The following is an 18431-nucleotide window of genomic DNA, read 5'->3' as shown; positions in this document are numbered from 1 at the left end:
CAGGTTCCCCGAAGGTCCGGGTTGGCTGACCGGTGCATCCCCTTTTCCGGAGGTTCACCAATGATCGTCGTCACGGCTCCGACCGGCCAGATCGGCCGCCAGGTCCTCGACATCCTCATGGACGCGGACGCTCCCGTCCGCGTCATCGCCCGCGACCCGGCCCGGCTCCCCGCGCGCGTGCGCGAGAACGCCGAGGTCATTCAGGGTTCGCACAGCGACAAGGACGTCCTCGCCAAGGCGCTCACCAACGCGGACAGCGTGTTCTGGCTCCTCCCACCGGACCTCACCACGCCGAACGTCGAGGACTACTTCCGCGACTTCACCCGCCCCTTCTGTGAAGCCCTCACCGAGACCGGCGTCGCGCGCGTCGTCGCCGTCTCCACGCTCGGACGCGGCGTCGCCCAGAACGCGGGCCAGATCTCCGCGAGCCTCGCAATGGACGAGATGATCAAGGCGACCGGCGTCCGCTATCGCGCCCTCGACCTGCCGGGATTCATGGAGAACATGCTGCGGAACGTCCCGTCCCTCAAGGTCACGGGCGTCTTCGCCTCACCCGTCACGCCGGACCGCAAGCAACCCACCGTCGCCACCCGCGACATCGCCGCCGTCGCCGCGCGCCTCCTGCTCGACCCGACCTGGGAGGGCCAGGAGGGCGTCCCGGTGCTCGGCCCGGAGGACCTCTCCGCCGATGACATGGCCCGCGTCATGACGGAGGTCCTCGGCCGTCCGATCCGCTTCCAGCAGATCTCGTTCGAGGAGCAGAAGGCCACCATGACCGGGCACGGAAGGAGCGAGGCGGCGGCGCAGGGCCTGATCGACATGGTGAGGGCCATCGACCGGGACGGCATCTACCACGCCCGGCCGCGCACCCCCGAAGCCGGAAGCCCCACGTCCTTCCGTCAGTGGTGCGAGGACGTCCTGAAGCCCGCCTTCGAAAAGTCCGCCTTCGAAAAGTAGCCGGAAGCGAAACCGAGACGGGGTCGCGCTCGTTGATCAGGCGTGGCACTCGTCGCCTTCATGTCGGTCCCCGCGTTCGTGCTCGGGCTGATCACGTTCGCCGTCCTCGACCACCTCGGCTGGTGGGCGAATCGCCGCTTCCGCCTGCCCTGGCGGAAGGACGACACCGGACGTCCCATCTCGGCGGTCGCGGTCGGCGAACTCGGCGCGTTCTTCCACGGCACGCACCGCCACCAGCAGGATCAGAAGGCCTCGTCGCTCATGATGCGGGACGACGAGACCGACGGCGCTCCACCCCGGACACGCATCAACCTCGACACCGGGACCGCCGTCGTCCGGCTCCCACCGGAAAAGGGCTGACCGGAATCCCGGTCGGCCGAGAGCGTCCCGGTCAGCCGAGAGCGTCGAGCTTGCTCTCCAGAAGCGCGCGGTCCCGGTCGTTCGCGCACAGTTTCACCGCGTGCTCCAGGTCGACACGGGCCTCGTCGGCGCGTCCGAGGCGGGTGAGCAGCTCGCCCCGGACGCTCGGCAGCAGGTGCGAGTTCCCCAGCGTCCCGGCCCTGACCAGGTCGTCCACGATCGGGAGGGCGGCGGCCGGGCCGCGCGCCATCGAGACCGCGACGGCCCGGTTCAGCTCGACGACCGGGGACGGCGCGAGCCCGCCGAGCGCCTGGTAGATCTGGACGATCCGCTCCCAGTCCGTCTCCCCGACGGACGGCGCGACCGCGTGGCACTCGGCGATCGCCGCCTGCAGTCCGTACGCGCCGAAACCGCGCCCGAGCCGCTCGGCCACCGCGAGCGCGGCGCGTCCGCGACGGATCGCGCCCTGGTCCCAGCGGCCACGGTCCTGATGCTCGAGCAGCACCGGACCACCGTCCGGGCCGGTCCGGGCGGGGAACCGGGCGGCGGTCAGCTCGAGCAGGGCCAGCAGGCCGTGCACTTCCGGCTCGTCCGGAACCAGGCGGCTCAGCACCCGCGCGAGCCGCAGCGCCTCCGCGGCCAGGTCGAACCGGATCACCTCGTCGCCCGAGCTCGCCGACGACCCCTCGGTGAAGATCACGTAGATCACGCTCAGCACCGAGCCGAGCCGCGCGGCCCGCTCGTCCGCCGCGGGCTGCGCGAACGGCACCCCCGCCGCCGCGAGGGTCCTCTTCGCCCGGGTGATCCGCGCCTGGACGGTCGCGGTCGGCGCGAGCACCGCCCGCGCGATCTCGTCGCTGGTCAGACCGCCGACGACGCGCAGCGTCAGCGCCACCCGCGCCTCCCGCGACAGGACGGGATGGCACGCCACGAACATCAGCGCCAGGACGTCGTCGTCGATCTGGTCCGGATCCCACAGCACCGCGTCGGCGTCCCGGACGGGATCGGCGGGCGCGGCCCCCGACACGGCGCCTCCCTCACCCAGCTCGCGGGCCAGGGAGGCGTACCGGTCGTCCAGGGCGGAACGGCGGCGGAACGCGTCGATCGCGCGCCGCCGTCCGACCGTCAGCAACCACCCGGCCGGACTGCGCGGCACACCGTCGCGCGGCCAGGTGACCAGCGCCTCCGCCAGCGCCTCCTGGGCGAGGTCCTCGGCGAGCGCGAAATCCCCGGTGTAGCGGGCGAGCGCGCCGACGATCCGCGCGGACTCGATCCGCCAGACCGCCGCCACTGCCTCCCGCCCGCTCCCCGACGCCCCAGCGGCACGCTCGCCCCAGGCCGCCAGGGCGTCCCCCGCCATGGCGGCCGCGATGTGCCCCGAAGCGAGCCCGGCCGCCCAATCGCCAGCGGCATCACCGTCACGGCCGGACGGGGGACGCTCGTCGGAACCGGTCATCTCAGAGCTGTCCCGTGGACTCGCGCCACGCCCGCTCCTTGCGGACCCACTCGTTGTCCTGCGGGAACTCGTCGATCGTCGTGACGCGGCGGATCTCGGTCTTGAAGCCCGGACCGGTCAGCGGCGACCGCCTGGCCCACTCGACGGCCTCCTCCTTGGACGCCACGTTGAGGATGTAGAAGCCGCCGAACAGCTCCTTGGTCTCGCCGTACGGGCCGTCGGTCACGATCGGCGGCTCGGCCGAGTGGTCGACGACGACGCCCTCGTCGGCGTCCGCCAGTCCCTCGGCGGCGACCAGCACGCCCGCCCTGATCAGCTCCTCGTTGTACCGGCCGACGATCTCCAGCATCTTGCCGAAGTCGGCGTCCGCCATCGAGGCGTAGCCCTCGTCGGTGGCGCGCATGATCATCATGTACTTCACGGCTGTCTCCCTCGTCTGTCCGTTTCCCGGGCCTGCGTTCCGGCCCTTCACCCATAGGTCGAACGGGTGAACGGCCGGATCGACACGTCCGCGAAGTTTTCTCCAAGAACTTCCACCGACGCCCGCGAAGGCCCGAAACCGCAGGTCACCGCTCCTGGTAGGACTCCAGCCCGCGCAGGATCATCTCGAGACCGAACTCGAACCGGTCCTCGCCGTCCGTGCTCTCGATCGCCAGCATCGGCCCGAGGTGCTCGACCGTGGACGGGAACCGGTCCACCGGGAGGGACTGGAAGAACTCCCGCACCTGCCCGATGAACCGCTCCATGTACTCCCGCTCCGACAGGCCGGTCGCCCGCCGCCGGGTCATGTGCAGCGATCCCTCGTACGCGTCCGCGTTGATGTAGAGGTACAGGCGCTCGACGCCCCAGACCGCGGCGTGCGTCGGGATCCCCGCGCCCAGCAGGGCGGTCAGCAGCCACTCGTTGACGAGCAGCGCGTTCACCCCGGTCGGGATGTCTCCGAGCGCCACGCTCGCGATGTCGGCGTGGGCGGACATCACCTGGTGGATCCCGTACGAGACCTGCTTGACCTGCTCGCGCCAGCGCGCCGGATCCGGCTCGGGGAGCTCGATCTCCCCGCAGATCCGGTCGAACATGATGGCGAGCAGCTCCTCCTTGTTGGAGACGTGTGCGTAGAGCGAGGCCGGACCGGTGTCGAGCTCCTGCGCGACGCGGCGCATGCTGAGGCCGTCGAGGCCCTCGGCGTCCAGGATCCGGATCGCCGTCTCGACGATGAGGTCCTGGCTGAGCGGCTGCTTCGCCGGGCCGACCGGCGCGCCCTTGCGCTGCTTGCGCCACGCGGGCACCGGAAGGGACGCGGCCGGGGCGTCCCCGCCCGTGCTCGCCGCCGCCCGCGCCCGGGGCCTGCGTCCGGAGTCCTCCTGAGTCGCCATCCGCGCTCTCCCTCGTCCGGGACGATCACCGCCGACCGTCCACGAACATCGTACTAGACAGCGAATGGCGTACTTGACACGAACGTCGATCGGAGCATAGAACGGTGTTCGTCAGCCAACGAACGGCGTTCGCCCCAGCTCACGAGAGGCCGCCATGAGCACCACGACCACAGAGACCACAGGCGCGGAGCCCGTCGCCGCCGTCCCCGAGACGCTCTACCGCTGGCGCTGGGTCGCCCTGCTGGTGATCCTCGCGGGCGAGATCCTGGACATGCTGGACGCGCTGATCACCACGATCGCCGCCCCCACCATCCGCGCCGACCTCGGCGGCTCGGCGGGCACCCTGCAGTGGCTCTCCGCCGGATACACCCTCGCCCTCGGCGTCGGCCTGATCACCGGCGGACGGCTCGGCGACCTCTACGGACGCAAGCGGATGTTCCTCGTCGGCGCGGCGGGCTTCACGATCGGCTCGCTGCTGTGCGGCCTCGCGGTCTCCCCCGAAATGCTCGTCGGATCGCGGGTGCTCCAGGGCCTGTTCGGCGCGCTGATGCTGCCGCAGGGCCTCGGACTGATCAAGGAGATGTTCCCGCCCAAGGAGATGGGCGCCGCGTTCGGCCTGTTCGGACCGATCATGGGCCTGTCCTCGGTCGGCGGCCCGGTGCTCGCGGGCTGGCTCATCGACGCCGACCCGTTCGGGACGGGCTGGCGCATGATCTTCCTGATCAACCTGCCGCTCGGCCTCGCCGCCGTCGCCGCCGGACTGCGCTTCCTCCCCGAGGCCCGCGCCTCGCACGCCAGCCGCCTCGACCTGGTCGGCGCGCTGCTCGCCGCCCTCGGCGCCGGGCTGATCGTCTACCCGCTGGTGCAGGGCCGCGAGCAGGGCTGGCCCGCCTGGACGTTCGCGATGATGGCCGCCTCCGCCGCGGTGTTCGCCCTGTTCGTCTGGTACGAGCTGCGCGTGCGGCGCTCGGGCGGCGACCCGCTCGTCACGCCCAGCCTGTTCCGCAAGCGCGGCTTCAGCGGCGGCCTCATCGTCGGCCTGGTGTTCTTCTCCGGGATGACAGGATTCGCCCTGGTCTTCGCCCTCTACACCCAGCTCGGCCTCGGCTACTCGCCCCTCAAGGCGGGCCTCGCGCAGATCCCCTGGTCGCTCGGCATGATCGCCGGGTTCGGCGCCGCCCAGGCCGTCGCCCGCTTCGGCCGCCACGTCATCCACGCCGGAGCGATCGTCATGGCGGCCGGTGTGGCGGGCATCGTCCTCACCCTGCACCTCGCCGGGTTCGGCGTCAGCCCGTGGCAGCTCGCCCCCGCCCTGATCGTCACCGGACTCGGCATGGGCCTGCTCATGGCGCCCTTCTTCGACATCGTCCTCGCCGGTGTCGAGCCGCACGAGACCGGCGCCGCGGGCGGCACGCTCACCGCCGTCCAGCAGCTCGGCAGCGCTCTCGGCGCCGCCGTCCTCGGCACCGTCTTCTTCGACCGCCTGGGCGAGCACCTCACCGCGTCCGGCCCCGCCTTCCGGCACGCGATGGACGCCACCCTCTGGACCGTCGTCGCCCTGCTCGCGGCCAGCTTCGTCGCCGCGTTCCTCCTCCCCAAGCAGGCCCGCGCCGACCACTGACCACTGACCATCCGCACGTCAACGAGAACGGAGACCCGAAATGACCACCACGCACACCACCGCCACCGCGAGCGTCCTGACCGCGGACGAGCGGCTCACCCTGATGACCGCCGCCCACGGCGTAACCGGGCTGATGGCCTCGGCCGACCCCGGCGCCGTCTCCTCGACCAAGGCGGGCATCGCCGCCGGCAAGGCCCTCTCGTCCGCGACCGGCCTCGTCGGACACGTCCTCTCCGCCAAGCCGAAGGGCCTGCACCTCGGCGGCAGGAGCACCGCCGACCTCGCCGACCAGGTCCTTCCCGCGCTCACCCGCTCGATGGCCGTCCTCCGCGAGAAGGCCCCGGACGAGGTCGAGAACTTCCGCCTCACCATCCGGACCGCCGTCCAGGCGGCCCTGGAGTCCCGCCGCCGCGGCGGCGGCCCCGCCCGCACCGCGATGGCCCACAAGATCGAGGTCGCACTCGACGCCGCCTGACGTCCCACGTCCCGAAGGCCCTGCAGCCCCCTGGCCGCAGGGCCTTCGGCATCCCTGGACGAGCCCGGGTCCCATGACCCGGCCGTGCGGGTTTGTCGGATCGGGCCGCTAACGTGACATGCCGTCAGTACAGGACGAGTCACGTTGGGACACCGCATGGCGGACGGCGAGTCGACCAGGAAGCTCGCCCCGATCAAGGGGCGCGCCGACGACCGGCTGTCGGATCTGCGCCGCCTCATGGCGGAGGAACCGGCCGATCCGGACGTCGTGGAGAAGGCGCGGCAGCTCAAGGAGGCCGCGCTGCTCGACTTCGGCATCGGCCAGAGCACCATCGCGTCGTGGCTGTACTCCAAGTGCCACCGCCACATCCCGACCACCGCGGTCCCCACGGCGGCCGTGATCGCCACCGGCGACGGCACCTGCGCCCTGCTCTACAACCCGCACTTCTTCCTCGAACTCGACCACGAGGGCGTCAAGTTCGTCCTGTTCCACGAGGCGCGGCACCTCATGCACCGGCATCTGTACGTGGACGAGGTCCTGCGCGGCGATCCGAGGTTCACGCTGGCCGCCGAGGTCGCCATCAACCACGTCGCGCTGCTCCGCCTCCGACGCTCCGCCCTGCCCACCGTCCCAGGCAAGGACGGCGGCCCGCCCGAACCGGTCGGCGTCGACCCCCGCGAGGTCTACGAGCAGTACAGGGACGACCTGCGCGAGCAGGGCCTCACGCCCGTGTCCTACGACGACTTCTGCTACACCGACCTCACGGTGTACAGCGAGCTGCGCCGCATGAGGACGCTCGAACCGCCGAAGCTCGTCTTCTGCGTCCACGGCGACTCGGAACACGACGGGAACGGCGAGGACGGCGAGGACGGCGACGACGGCGACACCGGCAAGGCCCGGCCGACGATCCCGCTCGACGACGAGACCGTCGAGCAGGTCGGCGAGGCGGTGCTGCGCGAGGTCGTCCAGGCCGCGCTGCGCGGCGACCAGGCCGCCCGCCGCGAGGTCCTCGACCTGGCCGACCGCTCCACCGACGGCGGCGACCGGATCGAGCGGATGTGGGGCAGCCTCGGCCTGGACAAACTGCGCGGCACCACGCCGGTCACCCGCCGCGTCGACTGGTGGCAGCGCTGGCTGGTCGACGTCCTCGCCTCCAAGCTCCAGGAGAGCGAGCGCCTCATCTACCCGAAGAAGCACGGCGCGATCATGCTGGCCCTCGGCCACGATCCGATGCTGACCCGGCGCGGCCCGGAGCGGACGAAGGTCGTGCTGGTCGCGTTCGACACGTCCGGCTCGATGCCCGACGCGGTCGTCGAGTGGCTGACCACGCTCGTCGGGCAGACCGACGGGGTCGAGGCCCACTGGCTCAGCTTCGACGGGGTCGTGATGCCCTTCGTCGCAGGTGAGCGGGTGTTCGGCGGGGGCGGCACCAACTTCCAGAACGTCGTCGACTACGCCGAGGGCCGGCTGGAGGTCGGGGGGAAACCCCTCGACGTCGAGCCCGACGCGATCATCATGGTGACCGACGGCTACGCGCCGCCCGTCACCCCCAGGGAGCCCGACCGGTGGATCTGGCTGATCACCGACGGCGGCGACGACTGGCCCGAACGCCACCATCCCCCCATGGCCTGCCACCGGGTCACGTCCGGACGATGACGGAGGAGAACACACCCGTGCCCACCGCGCCGACGCAGAGCCGTCCCCCGCGAACCGACCGGACCGACCGGAGCGAGCGCGACGACCGGAACGACCGGGACGAGCGCCAGTGGCGTCCCACCGCCACCTTCCCGGACCCGCCGGAGAACGGCCCCACCGCCAAGCTCGAGAAGTTCATCGACGCGGTGATCGAGACCGGGCAGACCGGGCAGATCTTCGGCGAGCACGGCATCGGGAAGACCTCCACGTTCGTCTCCTACATCCCGGCGCGGTACCCCGGCACCGAACTGGTCGTCATCCCCGCGGCCAACCTCACGCCGGACGACCTGCTGGTCAACGCGCCGGTCCGCGACGAGCGCAGCGGAGAGCTCGCGCTGCGCCAGCTCGTCATGCGGCAACTGGTCCCGGGACGTCCGTTCGTCCTGCTCATCGACGACTCGCTGCAGGCGGGCAGCACCGTCCAGTCGCAGCTCATGCAGATCGCCTGCGACTGGAGCCTCGGCGAGTACGACCTGCGCGAACTGGGCTGCGTCGGGGTCTTCCTCACCGACAACGAGTCGACGGCCGAGACCAGCGCGCGCCGCTCCGACCTGGCGATCCTCGACCGGATGGTCACGCTCCGGCTCACCGCGAACGACACCGCCTGGCGGCGCGCGCTCGCCGAGCGCTACCCCGACTGGGACCTGCACGAGGTGTTCCGCCAGTGGGCCTCGCTCAGCCCGCACCTGCGTCACCTGTTCTCGCCGCGCACCCTGCAGCACGTCCTCGACTGCGCCCGCGCCGGGTTCCCGCTGGCCTGGGGGCTGCCGCTGCTGAACGGCAGCCGCCTCGCCCTGGTCGACCGGAAGAAGGGCGGCAAGCCCGGCCGCGACCACACCTCCGAGCTGCTCGACGGCATCGCGAAGGCGGTCGGGGCGGGCAACCCGGCGACCGTGTCCGACCCGGTCCGCCGCATCCTGCGCGCCGCGATGCAGAACCGCTGGGCCGTCCTGCTGCAGGGCCCGCCCGGGTGCGGCAAGACCGAGATCACCAAGCAGATCGCCCGGGAGGAGACGGGCCGTCCGCCGGTCTACTTCTCGTTGCCCGTCACCAACGTCGAGGACCTGTGCGTCCCCGTGCCGTCCCCGGAGGGCTCGCTCGACGCGATCCTCACCCGGTCGCTGCTCGACCCGGCCCCCAAGGTCCTGGTCTGGGACGAGTACAACCGCCCGAAGGACAAGGCGACGTTCGCCAAGCTGATGGAGGTCACGCAGGAGTGGACGCTCGCCGGGCGTCCCATCCCCAACCTGCGCGCCCAGGTCGCGCTGCAGAACCCGCCGTACCACCTGGGCCGCAAGATGCAGGTGAGCAGCAACAACGTCGCGCAGGCCACCCGCTTCACGATCAGCTACGAGGTGCATCCGGACGACATCCCGGCCAACGAGTGGCTGATCTCGACGTACGGCGAGACGGCCGAGACCGTCCTGGAGTGGTGGAAGAACGACATCGACGACGAGGGCCGCGACTGGGTCACCAAGCGCACCCTCGAGCGGCTGATCAAGCTGCACCGCGTGGACCTGCCGCTCCAGTCCGGCCTGATCTACCTCGGCGAGGGCGAGTTCGCGCCGGTGCCGCTGACCGCGCTGGAGGCCCGTCTCGCCGGGATGCGCAAGACCGGGCTCGCCGAGCTCGCGGGCGACCTGCCCGGCTGGGAGGCCCGGCTGTCCGCCGCGGCCGAGACCTCCGCCGAGGGCACCGACGACACCGACCTGGTGCACCAGGTGTTCTCCAACGCCGAGGTGTCCCAGCTGGAACGGAACCTCGACGCGGTGGCCCGCCTGCTCCGGTACCTTCCTCCGAAGCTGCGGGCCACCTACCTCGTCGGGCAGACGCCGGAACGGCAGCGGTTCTGGGTGTCGGCCCTCGGCCGGATGGCCGAGCTCGCCACCGCCGACCAGGGCTAGAGGACGGGCGTCACCTGCGGCTTCTCGTCCTTCTTGCCATCATCCTCGTCGTCTTCAGCCTCGTCGCCCTCGTCCTCGCCCTCGTCGTCCTCTTCCTCCTCGTCCCACTCGTCGTCCTCATCCCACTCCTCGTCCTCGTCCCAGTAGAGGTCGTCCTCCTCGAGGTCCTTGATCATCGGAATGTCGACCGAGGACTGCTCGTGCTCGACCGTCCAGGAGTTGCGGAAGAAGTCGAACCGCAGGTGGAAGTGGTCGGCGGTCTCGGCGAACAGGATCGGGGGGACGAGGAAGTCGAGCGTCCCGACGACGGTCTCGGTGGCGACGAAGTCCTTCCCCTCGATTCCGGGACCTTGGCAGGCCGCGAAGTTCACCGGCTCCATCGCCTTCTCACCGAGGACGTGGATGAGGTTGCCCTCGACGACGAACCGGTCGGGCGCGAGGACGACCTCCTCGCCGAGCAGCAGGATCGGCGCGGGCATGACCTTCGCCTTCGCCTTGCCCTGAGCCTGGACGTAGTGGGTCGTGCAGTCCTCCATGCGCGTCATCTCGTAGTTCGACACACCGCCCGTGTGGAACGAGCAGCAGGGCTCGCGCTGGTCGTCCGCCTCCTCCGGCTCGGGGAACAGCAGGGACTTGTCGAACGGCAGGACGGCCGACTCGCTGCGCCGCTCGGCCAGGAACCCCGGAACCCACCCGGCGTCCTCGGCCTCGATCGGCTCCGACTCGCACAGGTCGCGGAACGCGGTGTCGCCGACCTTGCAGTTGAAGTAGTCGAGCAGGGTGATCGCGGCGCACTCGGCGGCCGTGAGGTCGTCGCCCTTGGCGAACCAGAAGTCGTAGCCGTTCGCGACGAACTCCACGCCACGGAACCGCTTGTGCAGGAACGGCTCGCTGCCCGCGTCGCTCGGCGCGAGACCGTTCCAGTGCGCGGCGGCGACCTGGTTGTAGTAGGCGTCGGCGTGCCGAGCGAGCTCGGGGGCGAAGACGCTCTCGCCGGTCAGGTAGGTCGCCTTGCTGAACAGCGCGCCGATCTCCGGGTCGTCCGTGAGCCCGGCCTCGGCGAACACCAGCTCGGTGCGCAGGAAGATCTTGCGTCCGTCCCGGTAGGGCGCGCCCTCGTGCTCGTACCGCTGGTCGAAGATGACGCAGGTCAGCGCCGGAATCTCGGTGAGCGCACCGCCTCCGTCGAGATCGAGGACGGGCTGACCGGCTCCCGACCCGCCGCTGAGGTACAGCAGGACCGTGTACCGCGACACGTGCTTCCGCGAGAGGTCCCGGTACGGGGTGTCGCGGTGGCGGTGGAAGTTGGCGTCGCCGGGCTCGAAGCGATTGCACCGGAACACCGGGTTGACGTGCGAGAACCCGTCCATGGACGCCTCGGGCATCGCCTTGGCCACCGCGGGCGCGAGGGCCTCGGCGAGCAACGCCGAATGGAAGATGAACCGCTCCCCGCCCCGGGACCCGGAGTTCAGCGGCGGCACGTACAGCCCCAGCGAGTCGAGCCCCTCCAAGCAGGCGCGGGTGGCGTCCGGGAGGCGCATCGAGAACGAGAACGCGCCCTCGGCGAACTCCTTCGGACCGTCCAGCTCGAACTCCAGCGGGACGTCCATGAACAGCCGGTCGAGCGGAAGGATGTTCTCGAACGTCCGGAACGACAGCTCGTGCGGATCGACGAAGACCGCGGCGAGGTACTGCGCGTCCTCGATCGGGCGGGCGAAGAGCTCGCGCACCTCCTCGTCGAGCAGTTCGGCCTCGACGTACCGCACCGCCTTGAACCGGGACGTCGGGTACCAGGACACCGCGAGCCCGTCGATCGTCGCCGTGGCCTCGCCGACGGTCGCGTCGACCTCCGCCCGGTACCGGACGGCCTCCTCCTCAAGGGCGGTCCCCGCCGACAGGGCGAAGAACCGGTCACGCAACTCGATGCTCATGGGCACCTCCAGATGACGCGTAGCGCGGGTGGGAGCTGGGGGGCGTGCGCGAGCAGCTTCGCGCCGTCGGATCCGACGTCGGCGCGGTGCAGCAGCAGCCGCCGGAGCGAGCCGGCGAACGGCGCCTCGAGCAGCGTCCGCACCCCCTCCGCGCCGATCTGGTTGTAACGAAGGTCGAGCTCGGTGAGCCTCTCGAAGCGATGGAGTCCGGCGATGCCGTCCGCCGTGACGGAGTTCCGCTGAAGGTGCAGCCGACGGACGCCGTTGAACGCCGAGGACTCGCCGAGCGCCCTCAATCCCGAGTTCCCGATCTCGCAATACCGCAGGTCGAGCACCTCGAGCCGCCCGCCGGGAACGTCCCCCCGGACCAGGCTCGACACGGCGAGCGTCCGCGCGCCGAGCGCGCCGATGCGCAGGTACGACAGGTCGAGTTCGGCGAGACGCGCGGTGTTCAGCGTCGCCAGCCCGCCCGTCTCCACGAACGTGGCCGGAAGGGGCTCACCGTCCTCGTCGCGCCCCTCGTCCTCGTCCCAGTAGTCCTCCCGGCCCTCCGGCGACCGGATCCGCAGGGCCGTCACGAACGGCGACCGCAACACCTGCTCGATCGCCACAGGCGCGTCATCGGACCACTCGATCGAGACCCGCGCCGCGAACCCGAACCGCCGCTCGACCACGGTCGCCCCTTCGGGCAACCCCGCGTCCCAGCCGCTCCGGTGCCGCTTCTCCAGCGCCGCGAGCTCCTGATCCAATGGCCCCCGCCGCCGAGGACTGACCCGAGCCCGCCGCCGCTCGAGCAGGATCACCTCCCCGCGCGCGTCCCCCCGCTCCCGCAGCCACTCCCCGTACACATCCCACGAGGCCAGATCACCGGGATCCTCCCGCAGCCTCCGCTCAACCGCCTCAATTTCCACCCCCGGCACACTAGACACCCCCACCGACAAACTGCTGCAATCCCCAGAAATCAACCCAGAGAAAAATGCCCTCACAGTCGACTCCCACTGACCATGAATGGCACCAGCACCAACCCGAGACAAATATCCCCTGGTCAGAACACCCCTCTTCACGCACGGCCCGCAGCCACAGTCCTGCACCCGGCGCCCACGCCGCACGCTCCGGCCGCGCTGGCGGCGGGCCGCCCCGGCGGCGGGCCGCGCCAACCGGCGCGAGCGACGCCGTCGCCCTTGATCTCAAACGGCCAAATTCGGCAAGGCCCAGGTGAAGCACAGCTGGCGCCTGCGCTCTGGCCTGGCCCTGCGCTGGTTACGCCGAGGAAACACCTCCCTCGTTAGAACTTGTGGCTCGACAGCCGAGCATTCGGACCTGAAGAGGGAGACTTCGTGATTCGACGTCGAGCGACGTTCACCGGCGTAGCGGCACTGGCGTGCGCCGCGCTGGTCTTGAGCGCGGCCCCGCCCGGCACCGCCTCAACGGCTGCCGTCCCCGTCAAGGTCGGGGACGTGCAGAAGGCGATGGAAGACCTGGTGAAGTCGGGCCACGTGGTGGGCGCCATCGGCGAGGTGTACGTGGACGGCAAGCGGGTCGGGAAGGGATCGGCCGGGTCCCGCCTGCTCGACGGCAAGGGTGGCGCGATCCCGTCCACCGCCCGCTACCGGATCGGCTCTCAGACCAAGACCATGACCGCCGCCGTGGTGCTGCAACTGGTCAAGGAAGGCAAGCTGAGCCTGGACGACAAACTCAGCGAGATCCTGCCGGAGGTCGCGGAAAAGGACCTGGTGGAGCGGGCCGACGAGATCACGGTACGCAACCTGATCCAGCTGACCTCGGGCATCCCCGACTACATCGGCCCGGACACCTCCGACCCCACGCGTGACTACCGCCCGGCCGACCTGCTGGCGGCCTCGCGCAAGCACACCCGGCCCGGGGAGATCGGGACCTTCAACTACTCCAACACCAACTACATCCTCCTCGGCATGATCATCGAGAAACTGTCCGGACGGTCACTGGCGGCCGAACTCAACCGGAGGCTCTTCGCCCCGCTCGGCATGCGCCACACCTACCTGCCCACGAAGGCGACCGAGGGCATCAAGGGCCCGCACGGGCACGGCTACGCCCTGGACGAGACGGGTGCGGTACGCGATGTCGACAAGATCAACGCCACCACCATGCTCGGCGCCGGAGGCGTGATCTCCACCGCGCGCGAGATGAGCGTCTTCCAGCGCGCCTTCCGCCAGGGCAGGCTGCTACCGGCGTCCCTGACCAGAGTGATCACCGATCCGCCGCCCGGCCAGCCGTCACCGCCCGCGGGCGGCCCGTGCTCCGGCAACCCCGAGTTCGCCGCCGGGGGCGGAGGCAGCGCCCCTGGCTTCACCGCCGCGACCCTCACCTCATCCGACGGCCGCCTGCAGTTCGCCGTGTCCCTGACCCTGGCCATGGACAACGCTGAGCGCGGCACCGTGCCGTCCCGCATCACCAACACCCTCAGATCGCTGTTCTGCCCCGCGAAGTGATCACCCCAGCCGCGCATGGCCCACGCGATCAGATCATGATCACCATGTGCGGCTGGACGGTCGAGAGCCTGTGGCCGACTCTGGCACGGGGCGTCCGATCAAGCCGCACAACCTCGCGCGGGCCTTCGAGCGGGCTTCCGGTGCCTTCGAGCGGCCTTCGAGCGGATCACTGAGGACGCGAACCTTCAGCGCATCCGGCTTCACGATCTGCGGCACAGCCACAAGCCGTGGATGCTGGAGGACCACATTCCGGAGATCGCGCAGTTCGAGCGCCTCGGGCACACGATGGGCGGTACTCGCACGTGTCCGAGGACATGCGCCAGGCCATCCTGACCAGGCTCCAGCGGCGCTGGAGGGAGTCGCTGAGCGCGCGGGCGGCGATCAGTCCGGGTCGGCCGTCCCGCTGCTGGACCGGCTGCTGCGCGAGCACCAGGCGGCCGCGCGCCCGAAGGGCTCAGTGGTCGAAATCGCGAGGGCCGGGTGACATTGGGGAAATGATCTCCACTATTCCCCCACTCAATGCGAAACCCCGCCGATGATCCGACGGGTTTCGACTGGTGGGCGTACCAGGACTTGAACCTGGGGCCTCATCCTTATCAGGGATGCGCTCTAACCGACTGAGCTATACGCCCTCAGCTGCGTCGCCGTCTTGCGGCGACGCATGTGAGATTACCGCATGCCGGAGGGTGGACGGTAATCGGTATTCACTCGGCCTCCTTGAGGGTGACCTCGACGCCTCCGACCAGGTCGGCGGCCAGGTTGTAGATCACCGAGCCGACCGTGGAGAGGGCCGTGATCAGCATGACGTTCAGGGCTCCGACCAGGACGGTGTAGCCGAGGACGCGGGGGAAGGAGAACCAGCTGCCGGCGTCGACGCCGCCGCTGTCCTCGCCCTGCTTGGAGGTGAGGTCCTGGACGGTGTTGGCGATGGCGTCGAAGACGCCGAGGCCGGACAGGATCATCCACAGGACGACGACGGCGACCAGCAGGACGACGAAGCAGACCAGCGACATCACGAAGCTGAACTTCATCACCGACCAGGGCTCCAGCCTGGCGAGCCGGAGCTGGGCCTTGCGGGCCGTCTTGGCGGACGCCGCCGGACGCGTGGCCGGGCCGGACGGGCCTCCCACCGGGGACGGCGCGGGGCGGGCCGGCGGGGGCGTGGCCGGACGGTCCTTCAGGACGGTGCCGGCGAAGCCTCCGCCGCCCGGCGCCGGGGCGGCCGCGGCCGCCGCCGACGGGGACTCCGCGCGGGTGAAGCGCTTGTCGGTGCGGTCGGCCGAGACCGAGTCGGCGGGCTCGGCGGGCTCGTCCCAGGCGGGCTTGGACGGGCCGCCCGCCACCGGACGGCCGGGGGCCTTGGCGGCGGGCTTCGGCGAGGCGCTCTTGGCCGCGGCGGACGTCACGCTCTTCGACGAGGCCGAGGACGACCGGTCCTCGATCTTGGGCAGGTCGTGCTTGGTCTCGTCGACGGACGGGGTGATCTCCACCGTCGCCTCGTCGCGGCCGGGCTTGGACGTGGCGGGTACCGCCTTCCCGCGCTCCGACGACCTGCCGGACGCCGACCCGCTGTCCCCCACGGGCTTGTCCTTACCGGGCTCGCTGCTCACGTGACCTCCTGGCCTGGCGGCGCGAACGCGTCGGCTGGCGGGAGGGTCACTCGCCCTCGCCTCCCTCGGCCGTGTCGTCCTCGCCGGTGTCCTCCATGGACTCTACGTTCCTCGCGATCGCGACGACGCCGTCGCCGTTCGCGAGGTTCATCAGCCGGACCCCCATGGTCTGCCGACCGGACTGCTTGATCTCCGCCGCGGTCGTCCGGATGACACCTCCGGAGGCGGTCATCGCGAAGACCTCGTCGTCCGGGCCGACCATCAACGCCCCTACCAACCTGCCGCGAGATTCCACGATCTTAGCGGTGAGGACTCCCTTACCCCCACGTCCCTGACGGGGATATTGGTCGATCGGGGTGCGCTTCGCATAGCCACCTTCGGTCGCCACCAGGACATCCTGGGACGGATCGGACGCAACCAGCATGTTCAGCAGGTGGTGGTCCTCCTCGAACCGCATGCCGATCACGCCGGAGGTCGCCCGGCCCATCGGGCGCAGCGAGTCGTCGTCGGCCGAGAACCGGATCGACTGCGCGTTGGTGGACACCATCAGCAGGTCGTCGTCCGGGGACACCAGCCGGGCCGCGATCACCTCGTCGTCGTCGCCCAGGTTGATGGCGATGATGCCGCCCGTGCGCGGCGAGTCGAAGTCGCGCAGCGCGGTCTTCTTCACCTTGCCCTTGCTGGTGGCGAGCACCAGGTACGGGGCGACGTCGTAGTCGCGCAGGTCCATGACCTGGGCGATGTGCTCGTCCGGCTGGAAGGCGAGCAGGTTCGCGACGTGCTGGCCGCGCGAGTCGCGCCCGGCGTCCGGCAGCTCGTAGGCCTTCGCGCGGTACACCCGGCCCTTGTTGGTGAAGAACAGGATCCAGTGGTGCGTGGTGGTGACGAAGAACTGGTCGACGATGTCGTCCTGCTTGAGCTGCGCGCCGCGCACGCCCTTGCCGCCGCGCCGCTGCGCCCGGTAGTGGTCGGTGCGGGTGCGCTTGGCGTAGCCGCCGCGGGTGATCGTGACGACCACGTCCTCCTCGGCGATGAGGTCCTCGTAGGACACGTCGCCGTCGAAGGGGATGATCTCGGTGCGGCGCTCGTCGCCGTACTTCTCCACGATCGGCGCGAGCTCCTCGCCGACGATGCTGCGCTGCCGCTCGGGCGAGGCCAGGATCTCGTTGTAGTCGGAGATCTCGGCCATCAGCTTGTCGTACTCGTCGATGATGGCCTGGCGCTCCAGGGCGGCCAGCTTGCGCAGCTGCATGTCCAGGATGGCCTGGGCCTGGATCTCGTCGATCTCCAGCAGCGCGATGAGGCCCCGCTGCGCCTCCTGCGCGGACGGCGACCGGCGGATCAGCGCGATGACCTCTTCGATGCGGTCGAGCGCCTTCAGCAGCGCGCGCAGGATGTGGGCGCGCTCCTCGGCCTTGCGCAGCAGGTACCGGGTGCGGCGGACGATCACTTCGATCTGGTGCTCGACCCAGTGCCGGATGAACTGGTCGATGCGCAGCGTGCGCGGCACGCCGTCCACCAGCGCGAGCATGTTCGCGCCGAAGGTCTCCTGCAGCTGCGTGTGCTTGTACAGGTTGTTCAGGACGACCTTGGCGACCGCGTCCCGCTTGAGGACGATCACCAGGCGCTGGCCGGTGCGGCCGGACGTCTCGTCCCGCACGTCGGCGATGCCCTCGAGCTTGCCGTCCTTCACCAGCTCGGCGATCTTGAGGGCGAGGTTGTCCGGGTTGACCTGGTAGGGCAGCTCGGTGACGACCAGGCAGGCGCGGTTCTGGATCTCCTCGACCTCGACCACCGCGCGCATGGTGATCGAGCCGCGGCCGGTCCGGTACGCCTCCTCGATGCCCTTGCGGCCGACGATCAGGCCGGCGGTCGGGAAGTCCGGGCCCTTGACGCGCTCGATCAGGGCCTCGAGCAGCTCGTCGTCGGCGACGCCGTAGTTCTCCAGGTACCACTGGACGCCCTCGGCGACCTCGCGCAGGTTGTGCGGCGGGATGTTGGTCGCCATCCCGACCGCGATGCCCGCCGACCCGTTGACCAGCAGGTTCGGGTACCGGGACGGCATGACGGTCGGCTCGGCCGAACGACCGTCGTAGTTCGGCGTGAAGTCGACGGTCTCCTTGTCGATGTCGCGCAGCAGCTCCATCGCCAGCGGCGCCATGCGGCACTCGGTGTACCGCATGGCCGCGGCCGGGTCGTTGCCGCGCGAGCCGAAGTTGCCGTTGCCGTCGACCAGCGGGTAGCGCATCGCCCACGGCTGGGCCAGGCGGACGAGCGCGTCGTAGATCGCCGAGTCGCCGTGCGGGTGGTAGTTGCCCATGACGTCGCCGACGACGCGCGCGCACTTGAAGTACCCGCGGTCGGGACGGTAGCCGCCGTCGTACATCGCGTACAGGACGCGGCGGTGCACGGGCTTCAGGCCGTCGCGGACCTCGGGAAGCGCGCGAGCCACGATGACCGACATCGCGTAGTCGAGGTAGCTGGTCTGCATCCGCTGCTGGATGTCGACCGGCTCGATCCGCCCGCCGCCGCTCCCGCCGGTGCCCCCGCCATCGGTGGTCGTTTCAGTCACTTGCGTCAA

The 18431-nt window shown here is 70.5% G+C and carries 14 protein-coding genes and 1 tRNA gene; 7 read left to right on the top strand and 8 right to left on the bottom strand.

Going from position 1 to position 18431, the window contains the following annotated elements; all coding sequences use genetic code 11:
- Positions 1 to 60 precede the first annotated feature (60 nt).
- Positions 61 to 957, top strand: a complete 897-nt coding sequence (locus P696_RS0111260) for an NmrA family NAD(P)-binding protein (protein ID WP_026412419.1) — start codon at positions 61 to 63, stop codon at positions 955 to 957.
- A gap of 42 nt (positions 958 to 999) precedes the next feature.
- A complete protein-coding gene (locus tag P696_RS0111255) occupies positions 1000 to 1317 on the top strand; it encodes a DUF6191 domain-containing protein (RefSeq protein WP_026412418.1) in 318 nt (105 codons plus the stop codon).
- 31 nt (positions 1318 to 1348) lie between these two features.
- Here the strand turns inward: P696_RS0111255 and P696_RS0111250 are convergent, their stop codons facing one another.
- From P696_RS0111250 to P696_RS0111240, 3 genes are all read right to left on the bottom strand, one after another.
- Entirely contained in the window at positions 1349 to 2677 is a 1329-nt protein-coding gene (locus tag P696_RS0111250; protein ID WP_051467379.1) for an RNA polymerase sigma factor, read from the bottom strand.
- Between the two features lie 97 nt (positions 2678 to 2774).
- Positions 2775 to 3194 (bottom strand): YciI family protein, encoded by a 420-nt coding sequence (locus tag P696_RS0111245; protein WP_026412416.1) that lies wholly within the window; start codon positions 3192 to 3194, stop codon positions 2775 to 2777.
- A gap of 145 nt (positions 3195 to 3339) precedes the next feature.
- Positions 3340 to 4146: a TetR/AcrR family transcriptional regulator gene (locus P696_RS0111240; RefSeq protein WP_084337233.1), complete on the bottom strand. Its 807-nt coding sequence runs from the start codon at positions 4144 to 4146 to the stop codon at positions 3340 to 3342.
- Between the two features lie 154 nt (positions 4147 to 4300).
- On the opposite strand from P696_RS0111240, the gene P696_RS0111235 reads away from it, so the two are divergent.
- The 4 genes from P696_RS0111235 (at position 4301) to P696_RS44770 (ending at position 9841) form a co-directional block, all read left to right on the top strand.
- Positions 4301 to 5767, top strand: a complete 1467-nt coding sequence (locus tag P696_RS0111235) for an MFS transporter (RefSeq protein WP_026412414.1) — start codon at positions 4301 to 4303, stop codon at positions 5765 to 5767.
- 40 nt (positions 5768 to 5807) lie between these two features.
- Positions 5808 to 6242 (top strand): hypothetical protein, encoded by a 435-nt coding sequence (locus tag P696_RS0111230; protein ID WP_034484137.1) that lies wholly within the window; start codon positions 5808 to 5810, stop codon positions 6240 to 6242.
- A 156-nt stretch (positions 6243 to 6398) separates the two neighbouring features.
- Positions 6399 to 7898, top strand: a complete 1500-nt coding sequence (locus P696_RS0111225; RefSeq protein WP_026412412.1) for a DUF2201 family putative metallopeptidase — start codon at positions 6399 to 6401, stop codon at positions 7896 to 7898.
- Entirely contained in the window at positions 7895 to 9841 is a 1947-nt protein-coding gene (locus P696_RS44770; RefSeq protein WP_051467313.1) for an ATP-binding protein, read from the top strand. The genes P696_RS0111225 and P696_RS44770 overlap by 4 nt, the downstream gene beginning before the upstream one ends.
- On the opposite strand, the gene P696_RS44765 is transcribed toward P696_RS44770, so the two are convergent.
- Positions 9838 to 11772 (bottom strand): hypothetical protein, encoded by a 1935-nt coding sequence (locus P696_RS44765; RefSeq protein ID WP_051467311.1) that lies wholly within the window; start codon positions 11770 to 11772, stop codon positions 9838 to 9840. The genes P696_RS44770 and P696_RS44765 overlap by 4 nt on opposite strands.
- The gene (locus tag P696_RS54220) at positions 11769 to 12683 is read right to left on the bottom strand and encodes a leucine-rich repeat domain-containing protein (RefSeq protein WP_157429625.1); all 915 of its coding nucleotides are present in this window, start codon (positions 12681 to 12683) and stop codon (positions 11769 to 11771) included. The genes P696_RS44765 and P696_RS54220 overlap by 4 nt, the downstream gene beginning before the upstream one ends.
- 426 nt (positions 12684 to 13109) lie before the next feature.
- Here P696_RS54220 and P696_RS52280 point away from each other — a divergent pair, with 426 nt between their 5' ends.
- A complete protein-coding gene (locus tag P696_RS52280; protein WP_157429624.1) occupies positions 13110 to 14240 on the top strand; it encodes a serine hydrolase domain-containing protein in 1131 nt (376 codons plus the stop codon).
- Between the two features lie 555 nt (positions 14241 to 14795).
- On the opposite strand, the gene P696_RS0111200 is transcribed toward P696_RS52280, so the two are convergent.
- The 3 genes from P696_RS0111200 to gyrA form a co-directional block, all read right to left on the bottom strand.
- Positions 14796 to 14872 (bottom strand) — tRNA-Ile (locus P696_RS0111200).
- A 72-nt stretch (positions 14873 to 14944) separates the two neighbouring features.
- On the bottom strand, positions 14945 to 15850 hold the full coding sequence (locus P696_RS58000; RefSeq protein WP_245627605.1) for a DUF3566 domain-containing protein: 906 nt from the start codon (positions 15848 to 15850) through the stop codon (positions 14945 to 14947).
- 46 nt (positions 15851 to 15896) lie between these two features.
- On the bottom strand, positions 15897 to 18422 hold the full coding sequence (gene gyrA / locus P696_RS0111190; RefSeq protein WP_026412409.1) for a DNA gyrase subunit A: 2526 nt from the start codon (positions 18420 to 18422) through the stop codon (positions 15897 to 15899).
- Between the last annotated feature and the right edge of the window lie 9 nt (positions 18423 to 18431).

The organism is Actinomadura oligospora ATCC 43269 (assembly GCF_000518265.1).
Lineage (GTDB): Bacteria > Actinomycetota > Actinomycetes > Streptosporangiales > Streptosporangiaceae > Spirillospora > Spirillospora oligospora.
The sequence above is the reverse complement of the archived record's forward strand: the minus strand, read 5'-3'. Positions and strand labels throughout refer to the sequence as shown.

Coding starts and splice junctions, on each gene's coding strand:
- P696_RS0111260 (WP_026412419.1), top strand. CDS start 61: ATGATCGTCGTCACGGCTCCGACCGGCCAGATCGGCCGCCAGGTCCTC.
- P696_RS0111250 (WP_051467379.1), bottom strand. CDS start 2,677: ATGGCGGGGGACGCCCTGGCGGCCTGGGGCGAGCGTGCCGCTGGGGCG.
- P696_RS0111240 (WP_084337233.1), bottom strand. CDS start 4,146: ATGGCGACTCAGGAGGACTCCGGACGCAGGCCCCGGGCGCGGGCGGCG.
- P696_RS0111235 (WP_026412414.1), top strand. CDS start 4,301: ATGAGCACCACGACCACAGAGACCACAGGCGCGGAGCCCGTCGCCGCC.
- P696_RS0111230 (WP_034484137.1), top strand. CDS start 5,808: ATGACCACCACGCACACCACCGCCACCGCGAGCGTCCTGACCGCGGAC.
- P696_RS0111225 (WP_026412412.1), top strand. CDS start 6,399: ATGGCGGACGGCGAGTCGACCAGGAAGCTCGCCCCGATCAAGGGGCGC.
- P696_RS44770 (WP_051467313.1), top strand. CDS start 7,895: ATGACGGAGGAGAACACACCCGTGCCCACCGCGCCGACGCAGAGCCGT.
- P696_RS44765 (WP_051467311.1), bottom strand. CDS start 11,772: ATGAGCATCGAGTTGCGTGACCGGTTCTTCGCCCTGTCGGCGGGGACC.